The sequence below is a fragment of the Chondromyces apiculatus DSM 436 genome (assembly GCF_000601485.1).
Lineage (GTDB): Bacteria > Myxococcota_A > Polyangia > Polyangiales > Polyangiaceae > Chondromyces > Chondromyces apiculatus.
This window is the reverse complement of sequence record NZ_ASRX01000035.1, coordinates 1-16845: the sequence shown is the minus strand read 5'-3', so window position 1 is coordinate 16845 and position 16845 is coordinate 1. Positions and strand designations below refer to the sequence as shown.

8 protein-coding genes are annotated in these 16845 nt (G+C 71.5%); 1 reads left to right on the top strand and 7 read right to left on the bottom strand.

From position 1 onward, the window contains the following. Positions 1 to 2 precede the first annotated feature (2 nt). Positions 3 to 2414: a RecQ family ATP-dependent DNA helicase gene (locus tag CAP_RS22145; protein ID WP_231511616.1), complete on the bottom strand. Its 2412-nt coding sequence runs from the start codon at positions 2412 to 2414 to the stop codon at positions 3 to 5. Positions 2415 to 2676: 262 nt separating this feature from the next. On the opposite strand from CAP_RS22145, the gene ligA reads away from it, so the two are divergent. After that, a complete protein-coding gene (gene ligA, locus CAP_RS22140; RefSeq protein WP_044244347.1) occupies positions 2677 to 4794 on the top strand; it encodes an NAD-dependent DNA ligase LigA in 2118 nt (705 codons plus the stop codon). Between the two features lie 274 nt (positions 4795 to 5068). Here ligA and CAP_RS22135 read toward each other — a convergent pair whose 3' ends face one another. The 6 genes from CAP_RS22135 to CAP_RS22110 all read right to left on the bottom strand — a co-directional run. Further along, entirely contained in the window at positions 5069 to 6238 is a 1170-nt protein-coding gene (locus CAP_RS22135; RefSeq protein ID WP_197041304.1) for a hypothetical protein, read from the bottom strand. A 2-nt stretch (positions 6239 to 6240) separates the two neighbouring features. Beyond that, on the bottom strand, positions 6241 to 9027 hold the full coding sequence (locus tag CAP_RS22130) for a TonB-dependent receptor domain-containing protein (RefSeq protein WP_231511615.1): 2787 nt from the start codon (positions 9025 to 9027) through the stop codon (positions 6241 to 6243). A gap of 5 nt (positions 9028 to 9032) precedes the next feature. After that, the gene (locus tag CAP_RS22125; RefSeq protein ID WP_044244345.1) at positions 9033 to 12077 is read right to left on the bottom strand and encodes an FHA domain-containing protein; all 3045 of its coding nucleotides are present in this window, start codon (positions 12075 to 12077) and stop codon (positions 9033 to 9035) included. Positions 12078 to 12218: 141 nt separating this feature from the next. Beyond that, a complete protein-coding gene (locus CAP_RS45245; protein ID WP_052375649.1) occupies positions 12219 to 13652 on the bottom strand; it encodes a protein phosphatase 2C domain-containing protein in 1434 nt (477 codons plus the stop codon). 45 nt (positions 13653 to 13697) lie between these two features. Then, positions 13698 to 15875 carry an FHA domain-containing protein gene (locus CAP_RS22115; RefSeq protein ID WP_081865143.1) on the bottom strand — a complete coding sequence of 726 codons (2178 nt, stop codon included), beginning with the start codon at positions 15873 to 15875 and terminating at the stop codon, positions 13698 to 13700. A gap of 102 nt (positions 15876 to 15977) precedes the next feature. After that, a partial coding sequence (locus tag CAP_RS22110) for an FHA domain-containing protein (protein ID WP_044244418.1) occupies positions 15978 to 16845 on the bottom strand: 868 nt, incomplete at its 5' end.

Below are 16845 nucleotides of genomic sequence, written 5' to 3'. Positions count from 1 at the left end.
GCTCAGCGCCCCGCGAAGCTGCGCACGATCCGCAGGATCTCCGCGCCATACTGGCTGATCCGCGCCGGCCCCATTCCCCGCGCGAGCCCGAGGTCGTCGTCGGAGATGGGGCGGATGCGCGCGATGTCCTGCAACGTGCGGTCTGGCGCCACCACGTAAGGCGGCACCTTGCGCGCCCGCGAAAGCTCCGCGCGGTGCGCCCGCAGCGCCTCGTAGAGAGCCCTGTCGCGCGCTTCGAGCGCCGGCGCTCCCTCGTCGTCGACCCGCTCCACGAAGCGCACCCCAGCCGGCGCCTCCGCGGTCCCCTCCGTGTCGTGCCCCGCCCCCCGCTTGCCCTTCCGTGCCTCGCCCCGCGCTTTGCCCTGCGTCCTGTCGCGCAAGCGCCGTCCCTTCTTCGGTGCGTCCGCCGCCGCCCCCGCAGCGGTCACCGTCGAGGTCTCCGGTTCCTCTTGCGCGGCCGCGGAGGTCACCGGCGTCGAGAGCGTCGCCGCCGGTGTCACCGCCCGCGTCGCGGCTGTTGCTGCCGTCACCGTCGCCGCCGCCGTCGCTGCCGCCGCCGCCGCCGCTGTCGCCGCCGTCGTCATCACCGCCCGCGCCGCGCGCACCCTGCGCTTCGGCAGATCGCGCGGGAGCTGCACCCGCGGCGGCACCTCCCCGCGCATCACCCGCCACCCGGCCGGCGTGATCAGCGGCACCGGGAACTCGCTGTCGGTGAGGTCGATCCACCCATTGGCCATGAGCACCCGCAGCACCGTCATCGCCTCGGCGTGGTTCTGGCCCGCGAGCACCCCGTGCGTCGACAGCCTGTCGAGCCCCAGCCGGCGCAGCCGCTCGTTCGACTCGCCCACCAGCATCGACGCCACGAGCTGCATCCCCGCGGCCCCCTTGGCCCGCGCCACCCCCGCGAGCGCGCGCCGCACCGTGTCGCTGTCCCGCTCCACCGTGTCCGGATCGCTCACCGAGCGCGCCGCGAGCGCCCCGCACACGTCGCAGTGCCCGCAGCCCCCCAGCGACTCGGCCTCGTCTCCGAAGTAGCGCAGGATGAAGTCGTGCCGGCAGCTCCGCGCGTCCACGTAGCGGAGCAGCTCCCGGAAGAGTTGCCACGCCCGGGCCGCGTCCTCCGGCGCCGCGTCGCCCCCGTCGGACCCGAGCTGGCACATCCGCCGCCGGAGCGCGATGTCCGCCGGCGAGAAGAGCAGCACACCGGACGCCGGCGCCCCGTCCCGCCCCGCGCGCCCCACCTCCTGGTAGTACGCCTCGATCGACGACGGCGGCTGCGCGTGCACCACCACCCGCACGTCGGCCCTGTCGATCCCCATCCCGAACGCATTGGTCGCCACCACCACGTGCAGCGCCCGCTCCGCGAACGCCCCCGAGATCCGCGCCCTCACCTCCGGCGCGAGCCCCGCGTGGTACGCCTCCGCCCGCCACCCTTCGCCCCGCAGCGCGTCCGCGAGCTTCTCCGTTCCCTTGCGGGTCGCCGCGTACACGATGCCTGCCCCCTCGGGCGCGCGCGCCCTCCCCAGCGCCTCGACGAGCGCCCTCCCTGTGAAGCGCGCCGCGTCCTTCGGCCCCCCCACCTCGCGCACCTCCAGGTGCAGGTTCGGCCGGGCGAACCCCCGCAAGATCACCCGCGGCGCGGGCAGCGGCGCGCCTCGCTCCTGCGCCTCGCCCCCGCCACCCTCCGCCGGCCTCCACCCGAGCCGCCGGATGATCTCCTCCCGCGCCTCCAGCGTCGCCGTCGCCGTGCAGGCCAGCACCCGCGGCGGCGCGAGCCGCTGCAGCGCCTCGCCGATGCGCAGGTATTCCGGCCGGAAATCGTGGCCCCACTGCACGATGCAGTGCGCCTCGTCCACCGCCACCAGGGACAGCCGGCTCTCGGCGATCGCCGCGAGGAACCCCTCGTAAGCCAGCCTCTCCGGCGCCGCGTACACGATCTTGTACGCCCCGCGCCGCAGCGCCGACATCCGCCGGCTCCCCTCCTCGCGCGGCAGCGTGGACGCGAAGAACGTCGCCGGGATCCCGCGCGCCTCCAGCGCCCGCACCTGGTCCTCCATCAGCGAGATCAGCGGCGACAGCACCAGCGCCGTCCCCGGGAGCGCGACGGCGGGCACCTGGTAGCAGAGCGATTTCCCGCCCCCCGTCGGCGCCACCACCAGCACCCGCCGCGCGTCCCCGAGCAGCGCCTCGATCGCTTCCCGCTGCCAGGGCCGGAACGACGAGATCCCGAACCGCTCCTGGAGGAGCGCATCGAGCGCGACGGGCTGCCCGTCCGCGCGGGGCGAGGGCGCGTTCGGGCGGGTAGGCGGCGGGGCGTGCGGCTCCGTGGTCACGGCAGGCTTCGTGGGGATGGACGTCGTGGGGATGGGCGTCGTGGGGATGGGCGTCGTGGGGATGGGCGTCTCTTGGTGCACGCGGGCGGGCCAAGCGCGCTCTGTGCCAGGGCCTCGCGGTAGCACTTTCGCGGGCTTGCGTCGCCCGTCGCAGTGGCGGCGCCATGGCGGCCGCCAGGCGCTTGCCAGGGACTTGGCCAGGGACTTGCCGGGCGGTCGGCAACCTGGCTGCTGCGGCGTCCTTCCTCCCAACCGGCCCCGTGTGCCTCCCCGCCACACCGCCCACAATGCGTTGAGCACCTCAGCCGGTTCCTGCCGTCCTCCTCGGGCATCCAAGGACCTCGTGGCCCAGAAGAACGGCGACCATGCTGAAGCCAGAGAACGCCTCGACGCCCTCCGCAAGGAGATCGCGCACCACGACCACCGCTACCACGTGCTCGAGCGCCCCGAGATCTCGGATGCCGCGTACGACGCGCTCTTCCGGGAGCTGACCGACCTTGAACGCCGCTTCCCCGATCTCGTCACCCCCGACTCCCCGACCCAGCGCGTCGGCGCGACCCCCTCGGCCCTCTTCGTCCCCGTCCAGCACTCCGAGCGGCTCCTCTCGCTCGACAACGTCTTCGACGACGACGAGCTCACCGCCTGGTACGACCGCGCCGCGCGCGGCCTTGGCCGCTCCCCGCCGCTCGTGTGCGAGCCCAAGATCGACGGCGTCTCCGTGGCCATCGTCTACGAGCGCGGCCGCTTCGTCCGCGGCGCGACCCGCGGCGACGGCACCGTGGGCGAGGACGTCACCGCGAACCTCCGCACCGTCCGCGGCCTCCCCATGCGCCTCCACGTGGAGGGCCGCGAAGACACCCTTCCGGAGTGGCTGGAGGTGCGCGGCGAGATCTACCTCCCCATCGCCGACTTCGAGCGCCTCAACGCCGAGCTGGGCGACGCCGGCCGCCAGCTCTTCGCCAACCCCCGCAACGCCGCGGCCGGCTCCCTCCGCCAGAAGGACCCGGCCATCACCGCCGCGCGCCCCCTGCGCATCTTCTTCCACGGCCTGGTGCACGCCGTGGGCCTCACCTTCCGCACCCACCACGAGATGCTCGCGCACCTGCGCACCTTGGGCCTCCGCGTCCACCCGCGCTCCGAGCCGCAGCCCGATCTCGCCTCCGCCCGCGCCTACGTCGCGCGCCTGCTCGCGGATCGCCACGCGCTGGAGCACGAGATCGACGGCGCCGTGATCAAGATCGATCCGCTCGACGCCCACACCGAGCTGGGCACCACCTCGAAGGCTCCTCGCTGGGCCGTCGCCTACAAGTTCCCCGCCGAGGAGCAGACCACGCGCCTCAACGACATCATGGTCAGCGTCGGCCGCACCGGCGCCCTCACCCCCTTCGCCATGCTCGAACCGGTGCGCGTCGGCGGCGTGACCCTGCAGATGGCCACCCTGCACAACCCCGACGAGATCGCGAGGAAGGGCATCCTCATCGGCGACATGGTGGTGGTCCGCCGCGCCGGTGACGTGATCCCCGAGGTCGTCGCCCCTGTCCCCAGCCTGCGCACCGGGAGCGAGCGCCCCTTCGTGATGCCCGACCGCTGCCCCGTCTGCGGTGGACCCATCGAGCGCCCCGAGGGCGAGGCCGTCACCCGCTGCACGAGCCTCGACTGCCCGGCCCAGTCCCTGGAGCGCATCGTCCACTTCGCCTCCCGCGGCGCCATGGACATCGAGCACCTCGGCTATTCCACCGCCCAGGCCTTGCTCGACAAGAAGCTCGTCGCCGACGTGGGCGACCTCTTCTCCCTCACCGCTGCGCAGATCGGCACCTTGCCCGGCTACAAGGCCCGCTCCACCCAGAACCTCCTCAAGGCCATCGAGGCTGCGCGGAGCCGCCCCATCGAGCGTCTCCTCATCGGCTTCGGCATCCGCCACGTGGGCGGCACTGCCGCGCGCAAGCTCGCCGACGCCTTCCACGCCATCCCGGCCCTCGCCCGCGCCTCCGCCGCCGACATCGCCAAGGTGGAGGGCATCGGCCCGGTGATCGCCGAGGCCGTGCGCGCCCACTTCGACCGCCCCGGCACCCTGGAGGTGATCGAGAAGCTCCGCCAGGGCGGCGTGCGCCTCGAAGAAGACCGCACCCGCGCCGCGGGTCCCCTCACCGGCAAGACCTTCGTCATCACCGGGACCCTCACCTCCATGTCGCGCGAGGCCGCGATGAAGCGCATCGACGCCCTCGGCGGCAAGGTGACCTCCAGCGTTTCCGGCCGCACCAGCTACCTGGTGGTCGGCGCCGACCCCAGCTCCAAGCTCGACAAGGCCCAGAAGCTCAAGCTGCCCCTCCTCGACGAAGCAGCCTTCCTGGCGATGCTCGGCGACGCTGACGGCGCACCTGCCGCCGATGCTGGCAGCGCGGAAGCTGCCGGTGAGGTGGGCGAGGGTGTCAGGCCAGAGCCGGAGACCGCGGGCGCGTAGGGAGACTCACCGGCGGTGGGTCGGAGTCACCGTTTGCATGCCGGCGGTGGGTCGGAGTCACCGTTTGCATGTCGGCGGTGGGTCGGAGTCACCGTCCACCCATTGCGGTCGGGCAGGTGTGTTCTAGCTAACGAATTTTGGGGCGGCGCGCCACCGGGCGAGAGCGGCGCGGAAGAGCGGAGGGGGAGTCAGGAGGCCACCCGCGGTGCTGAGGCTGGAGGAGCTGCACCAGCGCGCAGGGAACCGCGCGAAGCTTCCGCAGGGCGGGGGAGGCTCACTCGACGCGGATGCGGCGCTGGATCACGGAGGAGCCGCCGCGCGCATCGCGGAGCACGGCCCAGATGGTGGTCACGCCAGGGTCGGGAGGGGGGACCCAGGTGGTCTCGCTCTCGGGGTTGTAGCCCTTCACGGCGTCGTTCACGAGCTGGGTGTCGCCCTGCAGCTCGCCCTGGTCGGTGTAGTAACTGACCCAGACCACCTCGGTGAGGTTGTCGCTGTCGACGGGGAGATCTTCGCCGGAAGAGCCCTCGGTGGCGGTGGGCTCCTCGGGGTCGGCCACGGTGTCGGCGTCGACGATGACCTTCAGGGTGTGGGTCTCGCACTCGGAGGCGATGTCGGGGGCGCTGCAGCCCACCTGGCGGCGCTCCTCGGAGGAGATGGGGCAGGCTTTGACGCTGGGGATGGAGCCGAAGTCTTCGGGGATCTCCTTGTCGTCGAGGTTGAGCTTGTCGATCGCGGGGTTGTTGTTGCGGCGGCCGTCCTCGAAGGTGAAGACCTGGGTGTAGCCGGGGATGAAGCTGTCGGCGCCGAGCCTGCGGCCTTCGCTGTCGAAGCAGCCGATGGGGAAGGAGCCTGCGCGCCCGCCCGGGTCCTCGACGGGGCCGAGCTGACCGGCGCAGACCGCGAAGAAGACGTAGGCGCTGCCAGCCCGCGAACCCACGGCCGGCGCCGCGACGCCGTCGAGGATGTCCTCGGGCATGGTGAACGTGAAGGTGGGCCCGAACCCGATGAGGTCCGAGGAGGTCGGGTCGCCGGCGAGGGAGGCGAAGGTCTCGGCGAGGGACTCGTAGCAGCCGTAGTACTGGCTGCCGGGGGGGTTGTAGCAGCCGCCGAGCCACACGATCTGGATGGGGCGCGCGGCGTCGTCGGGGCCGATGAGGCCGTCGTGGTAGCTCAGGGTGAGGGTGACCTCCTCGCCGGGAGCGGCGTAGGAGGCGCTCGGGGTGACGGCGAAGACGCGCAGGGTCTCGATCTCGCTCGCGGGGGTGAAGCCGGGGGCGCAGCCCGAGGAGATGGCGGGGGAGGCGAGCGCGGCGAGGGCGAGGGCGCCGAGGAGGGGGCGTCGGTAGCGGCGCCTCGGGGCAGAGACCTCGGGGCAGCGAGGCGCGCGAGGTGTGTCGGAGGCGGCGCTGTCAGGGGTGCTGGTGCGCAGGCGAGGGGGCATCGCTAGAACTCTCCTCTCACGCCGATGCTGGGCAGGATGGGCAGGCCCGAGATGTATTGCCGCGTGGTGTAGTTGAAGTTGTAGGAGACGCCCTCGGTGTTCTGGTTGTTGTAGACGTTCTGCACGTCGAGGTAGGCCGAGAGCTGCCAGTGCTTGAACTTCCAGCGCTTGTCGATGCGCAGGTCGAGCTGGTGGAAGAGCGGGAGGCGCTCGGTCCCGGGTCCGCTCAGGGGGATGGGCGTGTAGACGCCGCTCGGCGCGTGGTAGATGGCGTTGGTGCGCGCCGGGTCGCAGGTGACGTCCTCGACGTTGCACACGTTGGGCGCGATCAGGTTGCCGGAGACGAGGCGGAAGCGGGCGCCGAACTCCCAGCCGTGGCCGAGCTGGTAGCTGCCGAGCACGGTCAGGATGTGGGTCTGATCGAAGCTCAGGAGGCGCTCGGGTTCGTCGGGGCGATCTTTGCGCGTGGCGCGGGAGAGGGTGTAGGCGGCCCAGCCGAAGAAGCGGTCGTCGGGCTTGTACTTGACCAGGAACTCGCCGCCGACGACCTGGCCGCGGGCGGTGTTCTCGTAGGCGGTGTTCACGCCGTCGGGGGCGACGGAGGCGATGACCAGGGAGTCGAGCTGCTTGTAGAAGCCCTCGGCGGAGACCTCGAGCTGGCGGGTGAGGTCCTGCTCCAGGCCCACGGAGTAGTGGATGGCCTGGTTCGACCTGAGGCCGGGGTTGCCGAGCGGAGGGATGGCCTCCTGGGGCTGCGGGGGCTGGCTGTACAGGCCGACGCCGCCCTTGACGGTGGTGCGGGGGAAGCCGTGGAGGATGTCGTAGCGGCCGCTGAAGCGGGGGCTCACCGTCCACTGCTGGGTGTCCTTCGCGTAGTCGACGCGGACGCCGGGGACGAGGCGCGCGCGGGGGCTCGGGACCAGCTCCAGCTCGGCGTAGGCGGCGGGGCGGTAGAGGGTGCTGGTGACCGACAGCTCCTGCACGGGGCGGGTGGAGAAGGGCTGGTTCGGGGGCTCGCCGGGGCGCCCGACGACGGGGGCGCGGAGGTTCACGGTGGCGGCGTTGACCAGCATGTCGATGCCGGTGTTGAAGACGACGCCGGTGGAGACGCGGCGGGAGTACTCGAGGCGGCCGGTGAGCGAGAGGTTGTCGAGCTGGAAGTAGAAGGGACCGAGGCTGAAATCGAGGTCTTCCTTGCCGAGGGCGACGACGCCGGCGAGGCGGTCCCTGTCGGTGAGTTCGTGGTCGTAGCGGAGCTGCAGGCGCTGGAAGGCGGTGTGCAGGCCGATGTCGCCGGTGAGGGCGGGCTCGCCGGGGGTCGGCTCGTCGACGAGGAGGGCGAGGGCGTCGTCGGAGCCGAAGAACGAGAGGCGGAGCCGCGCGGAGGGGGTGACGTCGGCTTCGACCATGAACTGGTAGTCGTAGTAGACGGGGGCCTGGGTGACGCCCGCGCCGGCGGCGGTGAGGGCGGGGCCGAGCCAGGAGTCGACGTAGCTCCTGCGGCCTGCAGCCGCGAAGCGGACGCCCTTGAGGAAAGGGACGGGTCCCTCGACGAGGACGCGGGCGTCGATGAGGTCGACCTGGGCGAGGCCGTGGATGCCGTCATCCTTGGGAGAGCGGAGCGCGACGTCGACGATGCCGCCCATGCCGCGGCCGAACTGGGCGCCGAAGTTGCCGGGGTAGAAGTCGATCTTCTCCAGCATCTCGGTGGGGACGACCGAGGAGAGCCCACCGAAGTGGTAGATGAGCGGGACGGGCGTGCCGTCGATGAAGGTCTGGGTGTCCTGCGGGGAAGAGCCGCGCACGATGAGCAGGCCGGCGATGGCCGGGGGGCGCGCGACGCCAGGGAGGTTCTGGAGGGAGCGGAGGGCGTCGCCGTTGGTGCCGGGGATGCGGTTGATCTCGCGGGCCTGGAGGGTGCGCTTGGTGACCTCGCGGGGAGGGCGCTCGCCGCGGACGACGACCTCGAGGCCATCGCCGACAGGCAGGAGGCGGTACTTGATCTCGACCTGCTCGCCGGCCGCGACGTCCTCGGTGACGTCGAGCGACTCGAAGCCGGGCATGGTGATGCTGACCCGGTAGCGGCCCGGGGCGATGTCAGCGAAGGAGAAGACGCCCGTCTCGTCGGTGGTCAGCGCGCGCGGACCGCCGTCCTGGGTTGCGGCCCCTGCGGCCCCTGTGGCGCCTGCCGTGCCTGCCGTGCCTGCGGCGGGGGTGAGCGTGACCTGGGCGCCCGCGAGCGGGATCTCACCCTCGGCGAGGATGACGCCGCTGAGGCGCTGGGTCTTCGTGGCCTCGGCGCCAGCGCCGGTGCGCGCGCCAGCGCCGGTCGGCGCGGTGGGCTCGGCGGGGGCGAGGGTGAAGGAGTAGCGGTAGAGGATGCGGGCGGCGGTGGCGACGCCGTCGGCCCTGCGCGCGGGCTCGAACTGGAGCTTGTCCGCGGCGGCGAGCGCCGACTCGTCGAAGCCGTCGCCGGCGCCCTCGATGACCACCGCCTTCATCACCTTGCCGGTGCGGTCGATGTCGAGCTGGAGGGTGACGGTGGCCTCGCGCCCGGCAGCCTTGGCGGCCGGGGGATACTCGGGCGGGGCGTAGTTCGTGGCGCGCGGCGGGGTGGGCTGGCCAGGGGGGGCCGCCGGGGTCGCGTCGGGGGGCGGCGGGACGGGGACGGCGGCAGGTTGCTGGGCGCGCGCGGGGGAGGCCGTGGCGGCGGTGAGCGCGAGCGCGGCGAGCGCGGCGAGGACAGGCGCGACGGCGCGCTGGATGGAGGGCGTTCGGGAGAGGCTCACTCCGGTCACACCGGGTCGCGCCGCTTGAGGATGATGCTCACGAGGATGAGGATGGCGATGGTCACCGCGGCGAGGACGGCGAACGGGATCCAGGGCTGGTCGTAGGTGGTGAAGCCCCAGGCGCCGGCGTAGGAGTCGGAGGCCATCTGGGCGAGCGCGCACTTGAAGCGGCCTCCCTCGATGAAGTCGGGGGGGCTGGTCTCGGAGCGGTGCAGGTCGATGACCCAGGAGGGGTCGTTGACGAGGGCCTTGCGCTCGACGGCGACCGCGCTCTCGAAGCCCCAGCGCGCGGGGATCACCTGGATGAGGGGCTTGAGGTGCGGGACGGTGGTCATGGGGACCATCAGGCCCCCGAGGACGACCTGCGGGATGAGGGCGATGGGGGTGAGGGCCATCGCCGCCTCGGAGGAAGACACGGCCGTCGAGAGCAGGAGGCCGAGGGCCGCGGCGCCGAGGGAGGTGGCGATGAGCGCGGCGAGCTGGGTGGCGAAGGCCTCGGCGCCGCCGTGGAAACCGAGGGCGAAGAAGACGATGCCGAGGAGCACGGCGCACTGCACGACGCAGACCGCGGCGAGCAGCAGGTACTTGGACATCACGTAGTTGACGAGGCCGAGGTTCACCATGCGCTCGCGCAGGTAGATGGCCCTCTCGCTGACGATCTCGCGCGCGGCGTTGGAGGTGCCGAACCAGACGGCGGCGACGACGAGGAAGAAGATGGCCGCGGTGTTGTCCCCCGTGGCGGTCATGTTCTTGAGGATGTCGTCGGTGGAGGTGGTGCTGCCGCCGGCCTTCTTGCCGAGCTCCTGGAGGGCGCCGAGGCACCAGGCGGGGATGGCCTCCTTCTGGCCGCCGAAGACGATGGCCAGGAGGACGCCGATGATGGGCGCCTGGAGGAGCATGATGGCGGTGCCGCCGGTGTCGCGGACCTTGACCTTGAAGTAGCGGGAGAGGAGGAGCCGGAGCTGGCCGCTGGTCTGGACGCGGCCCGGTGGCAGGCCGCGCTGCCCCTGTCCGGTGCCGATGGCGCGGCGGCCGGAGTACATCTTCACGTACGTGGGGTTGCTGTCGGCGAAGAACTCCTTGCGCCAGTCGAGGGCCGCGAGGCGCCGGGCCTCGCCGCGTGGGGTGTTGGGGTCGCGGGCGCGGAGCTGGTCGAAGATGGGCTTCTCGCGCTGGGCGAGCGCTTCGAACATGTCGCGGGGGTTGTCGATGTCGTTCGGCTGCCCGGAGCGCTGCTTCCAGGTGCCGAAGAAGCGGTAGGCGTCGGGGCTCGTGGGGCCGAAGAACATGGGGATGCCGCCGAAGCCCATGATCAGGGTGTGGGTGAACTTCTCGAACTCGTCCTTGGCCGGCTGATGGATCGTCATGATGATCGTCTTGCCGGTGGCCTTGGTGAGGTCGTGGAGGAGGGTGATCAGCGCGGTCGTGTCGTCCGCGGCGAGGCCGGAGGTGGGCTCGTCGAGGAAGACGATCACCGGGTCGGTGACGAGCTCGAGGGCGATGTTGACGCGCTTGCGCTGGCCGCCGCTCAGGACCTTCTTCTCGGGCTTGCCGATCTGGAGGTTCTTCACGCCGTCGAGGCCGAGGTCCTTGATGGTCTGCTCGACGCGGGCGTTGATCTCCTCCTCGGAGTAGTCGGGCGGGAGGCGGAACTTGGCGCTGTAGCGGACGGCTTCCCACACCGTGAGCTCGGGGTGGACGAGGTCGTCCTGGGGGACGTAGCCGATGGAGCCGCGCAGGGTGTCGTAGATGCTGTAGAGGTCCTCGCCGTTGATGCGGACCACGCCGCTCGTGGGCGGGAGGTAGCCGTTCAGGGTGAGCAGCAAGGTGGTCTTGCCGGCGCCCGAGGGGCCCATGAGGGCGATCATGTCGCCGGGGAGGGCCTTGAAGGAGACGTCGTCGAGGAGGACCTTCTGGGCGGCGGGGTTGTCGCGGTCGGGGACCTCGAGGCGCAGGCTCCAGGCCTCGATCTCGTAGAGGGGGCGGCCCGCCCAGCGATCGGGCGCGTACTCCTCCTGGACCAGCTCGACGGCGCCGGCGCCGCCGACCTCGATCTGGAGGGGCATGGGGCCGATGTAGATCTTCTCGCCATTCTGGACGGGGATCTTCTGGCCGGGGGCGAGGCGGTTGCCGCGGACGTAGGTGCCGTTGGCGCTGCCGCGATCCTCGATGAAGAGCTGGCCGTTCATCGAGTGCAGGAGGGCGTGGGTGCTCGACACCTGCGGGTGGGCGAGGACGATGTCGTTGTCCGGCGTGCGGCCGATGCGCTTGACGTTGTTGCCGCTCGGGGAGAAGTCGAGGTGGCCGAGGACGGTCTTGTTCTTCTTGCCGGTGGGGGCGCCTGCCTGGGGCGCGGAGGGGAGGCTGCTCATGGGCACCATCGCGGTCCCGGCCGTCTCCAGCGGCTGGGCGGGGCTACCGGACATGGCGTGCGGCGCGTGCTGTGGGGGCGCGGCAGGCTGGGGGCCAGGCATGTTGGAGGGCGAGGCGCCGCCGCGGAGGCCCTGCGCGATCTGCATGAGGAGGCTGAGCTGGACGGGGACGGGGCCGAAGGCGACGACGCCCTGCGGATCGACGGGCGTGGGCTGTCCCGGGGGGATGCGCTGGTTGCCGACGTAGGTGCCGCTCGTGGAGCTGTTGTCCACGGCCATCATCCGGTCGAGGAGGATGGTGGCGTGCTGGCTGGAGACGCTGGGGTGCTGCAGGACGAGCGAGGCGCGCGCGGGGTCGCGGCCGATGATCACCTGACCGGCGGGAGCAGCGAGGGTCCCCGGCGTCGCGAGCATCAGGGTGATGGCCGGGTGGCTGAGCGGGATCGGGGTCTGGCCCGCGAAGAACTGGGTGCGGAAGTCGAAGGGGACCTGCTCGCCAGGGACGAGCTGGCGTCCGTTGGCGGTGGCGGGTCCCGCGCCGCAGATGAAGGTCAGCTTGCCGCCGCCCTGGTTGACGATGCGGGCGTGTTCGGGGAGGACGCCGGGACCGGCGAGCACCACGTCCGCGCTCGGGGAACTACCTACGGTGATGCTCTGCTTTCCAGCCCCGGGGATCATACCTGGCGGGTTTCATCACATGCGCTCGGGAGCGGCAAGCCCTGCTTGTCCCAAGTGAGTGTCGGGGTTTTGTGACGAGATGTCGCGAGGGCGCCGGCAGGAGGCGGAAGGCGGCGCGCAGCAGCGTTCCCGGTCCGCGCTTCAGCCGGGGAGGAGGACCCAGAGGAGGAGGATGAGGAGGACGGCGATGACGGCGGAGATGCTGATGATCAGGAAGACCAGGCCGCCGCGTGAAGGCTTCGCGTTGGCGTCACCGTAGCTGATCCGGCTCATGGCCGGGGCATGCGGTGAGGTGGGGTGAGGGTAGGGGGCGATGTGGTTCTGGTGCGGGGCGGGGTAGGGGAGGGGGGCCGCGTCGAGGTGGGCAGGGTGATGGCCCATGGGGGCGCCGGGGGGAGCACCCATGGCGCTCGTGTGGCGCTCGTGCTCGGTGATGGTGGGCTGCGCGGGGAGAAAGGGTGCGGGGGCGCTGGCGTGGGAGGAGGCGCCGAAGTGCGGCGCGGCAGCGTGAGGCGCGGCAGCGTGAGGCGCGGCAGCGTGCGGCGCGGCAGCGTGCGGCGTGCCGGCGTGGAGATGCGCCGCGGCGAGAGAGGCGTCGACGGCCGTGGGGCGCAGCGCGCCAGGCTCGGTGGGGAGGACGGGGCCCCAGGGGGCCGTGGGCTCGGGTGCGGTCATGCCCGGAGGGGCGTGCGAGGTGGCCCCGGTGTGGGTCTTCGCCACGGCGTCGCCCTGCATGGAGGGCGGGGCGGCGACGACGGTGTCGGCGGGCTCGCCGGGGAGGGTCATGGGACGGCTGCCGGTCTCCACGATGCGGGCCATCTGCACGGTGATGTTGTCGTGGCCGCCGCGGTTGTTGGCCATCTGCACGAGCATCTGACAGGCGTGATCGAGGGAGCCGGAGGAGAGGGCCTGCCGCACGCAGCCGAGGATGTCGTTGTTCAGGGCGAGGTCGGTGAGGCCGTCGCTGCTCATGAGCAGGATGTCGCCGGGGTAGAGCTCCATGGGCTCGGGCCTGACCTCGACCTCGACCTCGGGCTTCATGCCGAGGGCGCGGGTGATCTTGTTGGCGTCCGGGTGGCCGATGGCCTGCTGCTCGGTGATCATGCCCGCGTCGAGGAGGCCCTGCACCATGGAGTGGTCGCGGGTGAGCGGGTAGATCTGGCCGGCGCGGATGACGAAGGCGCGGCTGTCGCCGACGTGGGCGACGTCGACGCCGCGGTCGTGAAGGAGCATGGCGACGACGGTGGAGCCGGGCCTGCCGCGGCTCTCGGGGGCGCCGCCGAGCTGGTAGACGCGGCGGCCTGCCTCCTCGATGGCCGCCTTGAGCACCATCGCAGGGCTCGTGCCGGGGGCCGGCTGCTCCACCTGCTCGAAGATGGTGGTGATGGCCGTCCGGCTCGCTTCGCGGCCGCCCTGATGCCCGCCCATCCCGTCACACAGCACCGCCAGGTGGCCGAGCCGGCACACCTGGTAACCGCAGGAGTCTTCGTTGACCTGCTTGTTCGGATCACGACCGGGATCGCTGGCTTGAGCGAACTCGATCTTCAGGTGTGTGGTGTGGGCATGGCCGGGCATCGTGGGGCCCAAAGCTCGTGTCCGAAGGGAGGCGTGGGGGGGTCGTTATTCCAGCCGGGTGCTGAACTCGACGGGGCCGAAGCGGAGGACAGCACCCGCAGACACCGGGGTCCACACGCCGGCAGGCAGTCGCTGGCCGTTCAGGAAGGTGCCGTTGTTCGAGTTCTCGTCACGAACGAGCAGCTGTCCGCCCTCGACCTTCACCACCGCATGAATACCAGAGACCCGCGGTTCGGTGAGGAGAATCTGGCACGCGGAGCCGTCTCGACCGGCGCGCATCTCCATGCCGGGGGTTACCGTGAAGATGCCCGATGCGCCGGAGAGGATGGCGCGCGAGGCACCGCCAGGAGGCGGACCGCCGTAGCCGCCGAAGTCACCGCCGGCAGGCATGGGAGGGCCGAAGGGCGCGGGGCCACCCATGGGAGCCGGGGGGCCGCCCATGCCAGCGACGATGGGCTTGGGGGGAGGTGCCGCGGTTTGCGCGCCGCGTCGCTTCCCGCCACCACCGCCGCCGCGGACGATGGAGACCACGAGCAGCACCAGGACGACGCCGCCGAAGGTGATGCCGCCGATGAGCAGGTAGGGCAGGGGCGTTTCCTGCGCCTTCACCGTGAGGATCTTGTCGGCGGTGATGGCGCTCGTGCGGCGAGCCTGGTTGTCGTAGAGGATGATGCGCCCCGACATGGCCTCGCCCTTGCCGACGAGGAAGTTGTCGGAGCTCGGGAGCTCGAACTCGGCGACGGTGTCGCCGGTGCTGAGCGCCTTGCCGCGCATGCCCTGCTCGATGAGGGAGCGCTGGGCCTTCTTGGCGTCGTCGATGCCGCCGCCCTGCAGGGACTGGGGAGCCGCCTGGTTCTTGGGGACCATGTAGATCTCGGCCCGCTGCGCGTTGCCGCCCCAGCAGAAGTTGCCGAAGATCTTGATGCTCCCCCCGGGGTACGCGGGGCTCTTCTGGGCGGCGCGCTCGGTGGCCTCCCGGTCGATGTCGAGGGGCCAGGTGGTGGGGTCGATGCCGACCGGTACGTTCTGGAAGGTGGCGTCGCCGGCGATGACCGGGTTGGTGTTGACGAAGGCCAGCTTGAAGGTCTGGGTGATGCTGGGGGCGATGCAGGAGACCCGCCAGCGCACGATGTGCATGCGGTTGAAGCGGGTGCGCACCGAGTTGACGATGTTCGCGGCGCGCCGGGTCTGGCCGTCGCGCACGATGGTGAAGAAGCCGCCCATCTCGGGGTTGGCCAGGCCCTCCATGAACTCGCGCGCGGTGAGGTTGAACTCCTCGATGAGCTTGCTGGGGAACCAGATGGAGACGACCGGGACCGGGGTCTTGGGGAGGACGTCGTTGTTCTCCGGGAAGCGCCCCTTGCTCAGGTAGTCGCGGAGGATCATGGCCGCGGGGCCGGTGGAGTTCGGATCGGAGCCGGCGCCGCCGTTCGAGAGCAGGACCATCGCCTGGTGCATCGGGACGGGGACGCCCTGGCCGACGTTGCCGAGATCCCGGAAGGCGTCGGTGGCCGCGGTCTTGATGATGTTCAGCAGCGGCCTGGTGCGGCCCTGGGTGGGGTAGGTGCGCGCGATGCTGCCGATGGACTGCAGGGCTTGCTGCTTCTGGCTCACCCACTTCGAGTCTTCAACGACGCCGCGATCGTTGAAGAACATGACGTCGACGATGTCGTTCGGCGTCATGGTGTTGATGAAGGCGCTGGCGACGGCCTTCGCTTCGTCGAAGCGAGCGCCCATGGTGGAGGCGGCGTCGATGAGGATGAGCCACGCGGTGCCCACGCCAGGCTGGCTCGCGCTGTCGCCCCAGCGCGCCTTGGACTCGAAATTCGAGGGAAGGTCGGTGCCGTCGACGGTGACGGTGAAGAGCGCGTTCTTCTCCGGGAAGTCGAACGACGAGTAGAGTGCCTGGGGTTGCTCCAGGGCGTCGGCCACGCAGTCGTAATGCGCGTCGCCGGTGATCGCCGCGCATTGCTTGGTGATATCGCTGAGGCGCTTGTTCTGGACGAGGTCGACGACCGAGGTCAGGATGGGCGCGCCGTCGACCGTGCTCGCGCGCGGGTCGATCCGGAGGAGCCTCGCTTCAGGCGCCGCGACCGCGTCGCGCGTGAAGAGGGAGACGAGCACGAGGAGCGCCGCCGCGAGGGGGAACAGGCCGAGGCGGGATCTGCCGGTCTGTCTTCGATCGGGCGGCAGCGTGGGGCGAACTGCATCGGGCAAGTGCATAGATGACGGTCTCCAGCGTGCGGAGTCGGCAGAGCGCTCCGGCGCGGGCTGCGCGATCGACGCGCCACGGCGGCGATCGCTGTTTCGGTCAGTTGCCAGGCGTCAGCTTCTCGTCGCGACGTTGATCACGATGACGCTGAACCCGCCGAAGCGGATGCGATCGCCATCGCGGAGCTCGCGCCGTCCCTGGAAGCCGATTGCCTCCTCGTTATGAAACGTCCCATTCGTCGAGCCGAGATCGGAGAGCATCATACGCCCTCCATCGCAGTCGATCGTTGCGTGGTGCGTGGATGTTGTTCCGTGCGCGACCGGGATGTCGACCTTTTGGCCTGTCTCGGCGCGGCCAACCAGGTTCTTTCCCTGGTAGAGCACCCAGTGCTTCCCGAGCGGGTCGTCCTGGAAGCTGATGAGGAACCCCGCGAGCGCGCCGCGTTCCTTGCTGCTCTCCGAGGGGAGCGGTTGCCGGGGAGGGGCGCTGTTCATCCCCGGGAGCGGGGGCGGCGGCGGCGGAGGCGGCGGCTGGGGCGGCGGCGCGTAGGGCTCGGGGGAGAAGCCGCCACCCTGCGGTGGCGGCCCATAGGGGTCGGGAGAGAAGCCGCCACCCTGCGGCGGCGGCGCGTAGGGTTCGGGGGAGAAGCCGCCACCCTGCGGGGAGTAATGGGTGGGGCCGTAGGCGTCGGTGTCGAGCGCGATGGGGTGGCCGCCCTCCATGCAGAAGGAGCCGCCGGGCGCGATGGGGTGGCCCTGCACGCAGCGGGCAGGCTTGGTGGCCGGCGGTGGGGGGCCGAAGTCGGCGCGTGGGACGGGCGGGTAGCCGCCGCTGCCCGCGTCCGCAGGCGGAGGCGGCGGCGGGTAGCCCACGGGGGCTGGAGGCGGCGGAGGAGCGCCGAAACTTCCGGGCTGGGGCGGAAGGGGAGGAATGCCGTAGCCGTCAGGTCCACCAACGGGCGCGGGGGGCGGGGGGGGCGGC

Coding starts and splice junctions, on each gene's coding strand:
- CAP_RS45245 (WP_052375649.1), bottom strand. CDS start 13,652: ATGCCCGGCCATGCCCACACCACACACCTGAAGATCGAGTTCGCTCAA.
- CAP_RS22135 (WP_197041304.1), bottom strand. CDS start 6,238: ATGCCCCCTCGCCTGCGCACCAGCACCCCTGACAGCGCCGCCTCCGAC.
- CAP_RS22125 (WP_044244345.1), bottom strand. CDS start 12,077: ATGATCCCCGGGGCTGGAAAGCAGAGCATCACCGTAGGTAGTTCCCCG.
- CAP_RS22115 (WP_081865143.1), bottom strand. CDS start 15,875: ATGCACTTGCCCGATGCAGTTCGCCCCACGCTGCCGCCCGATCGAAGA.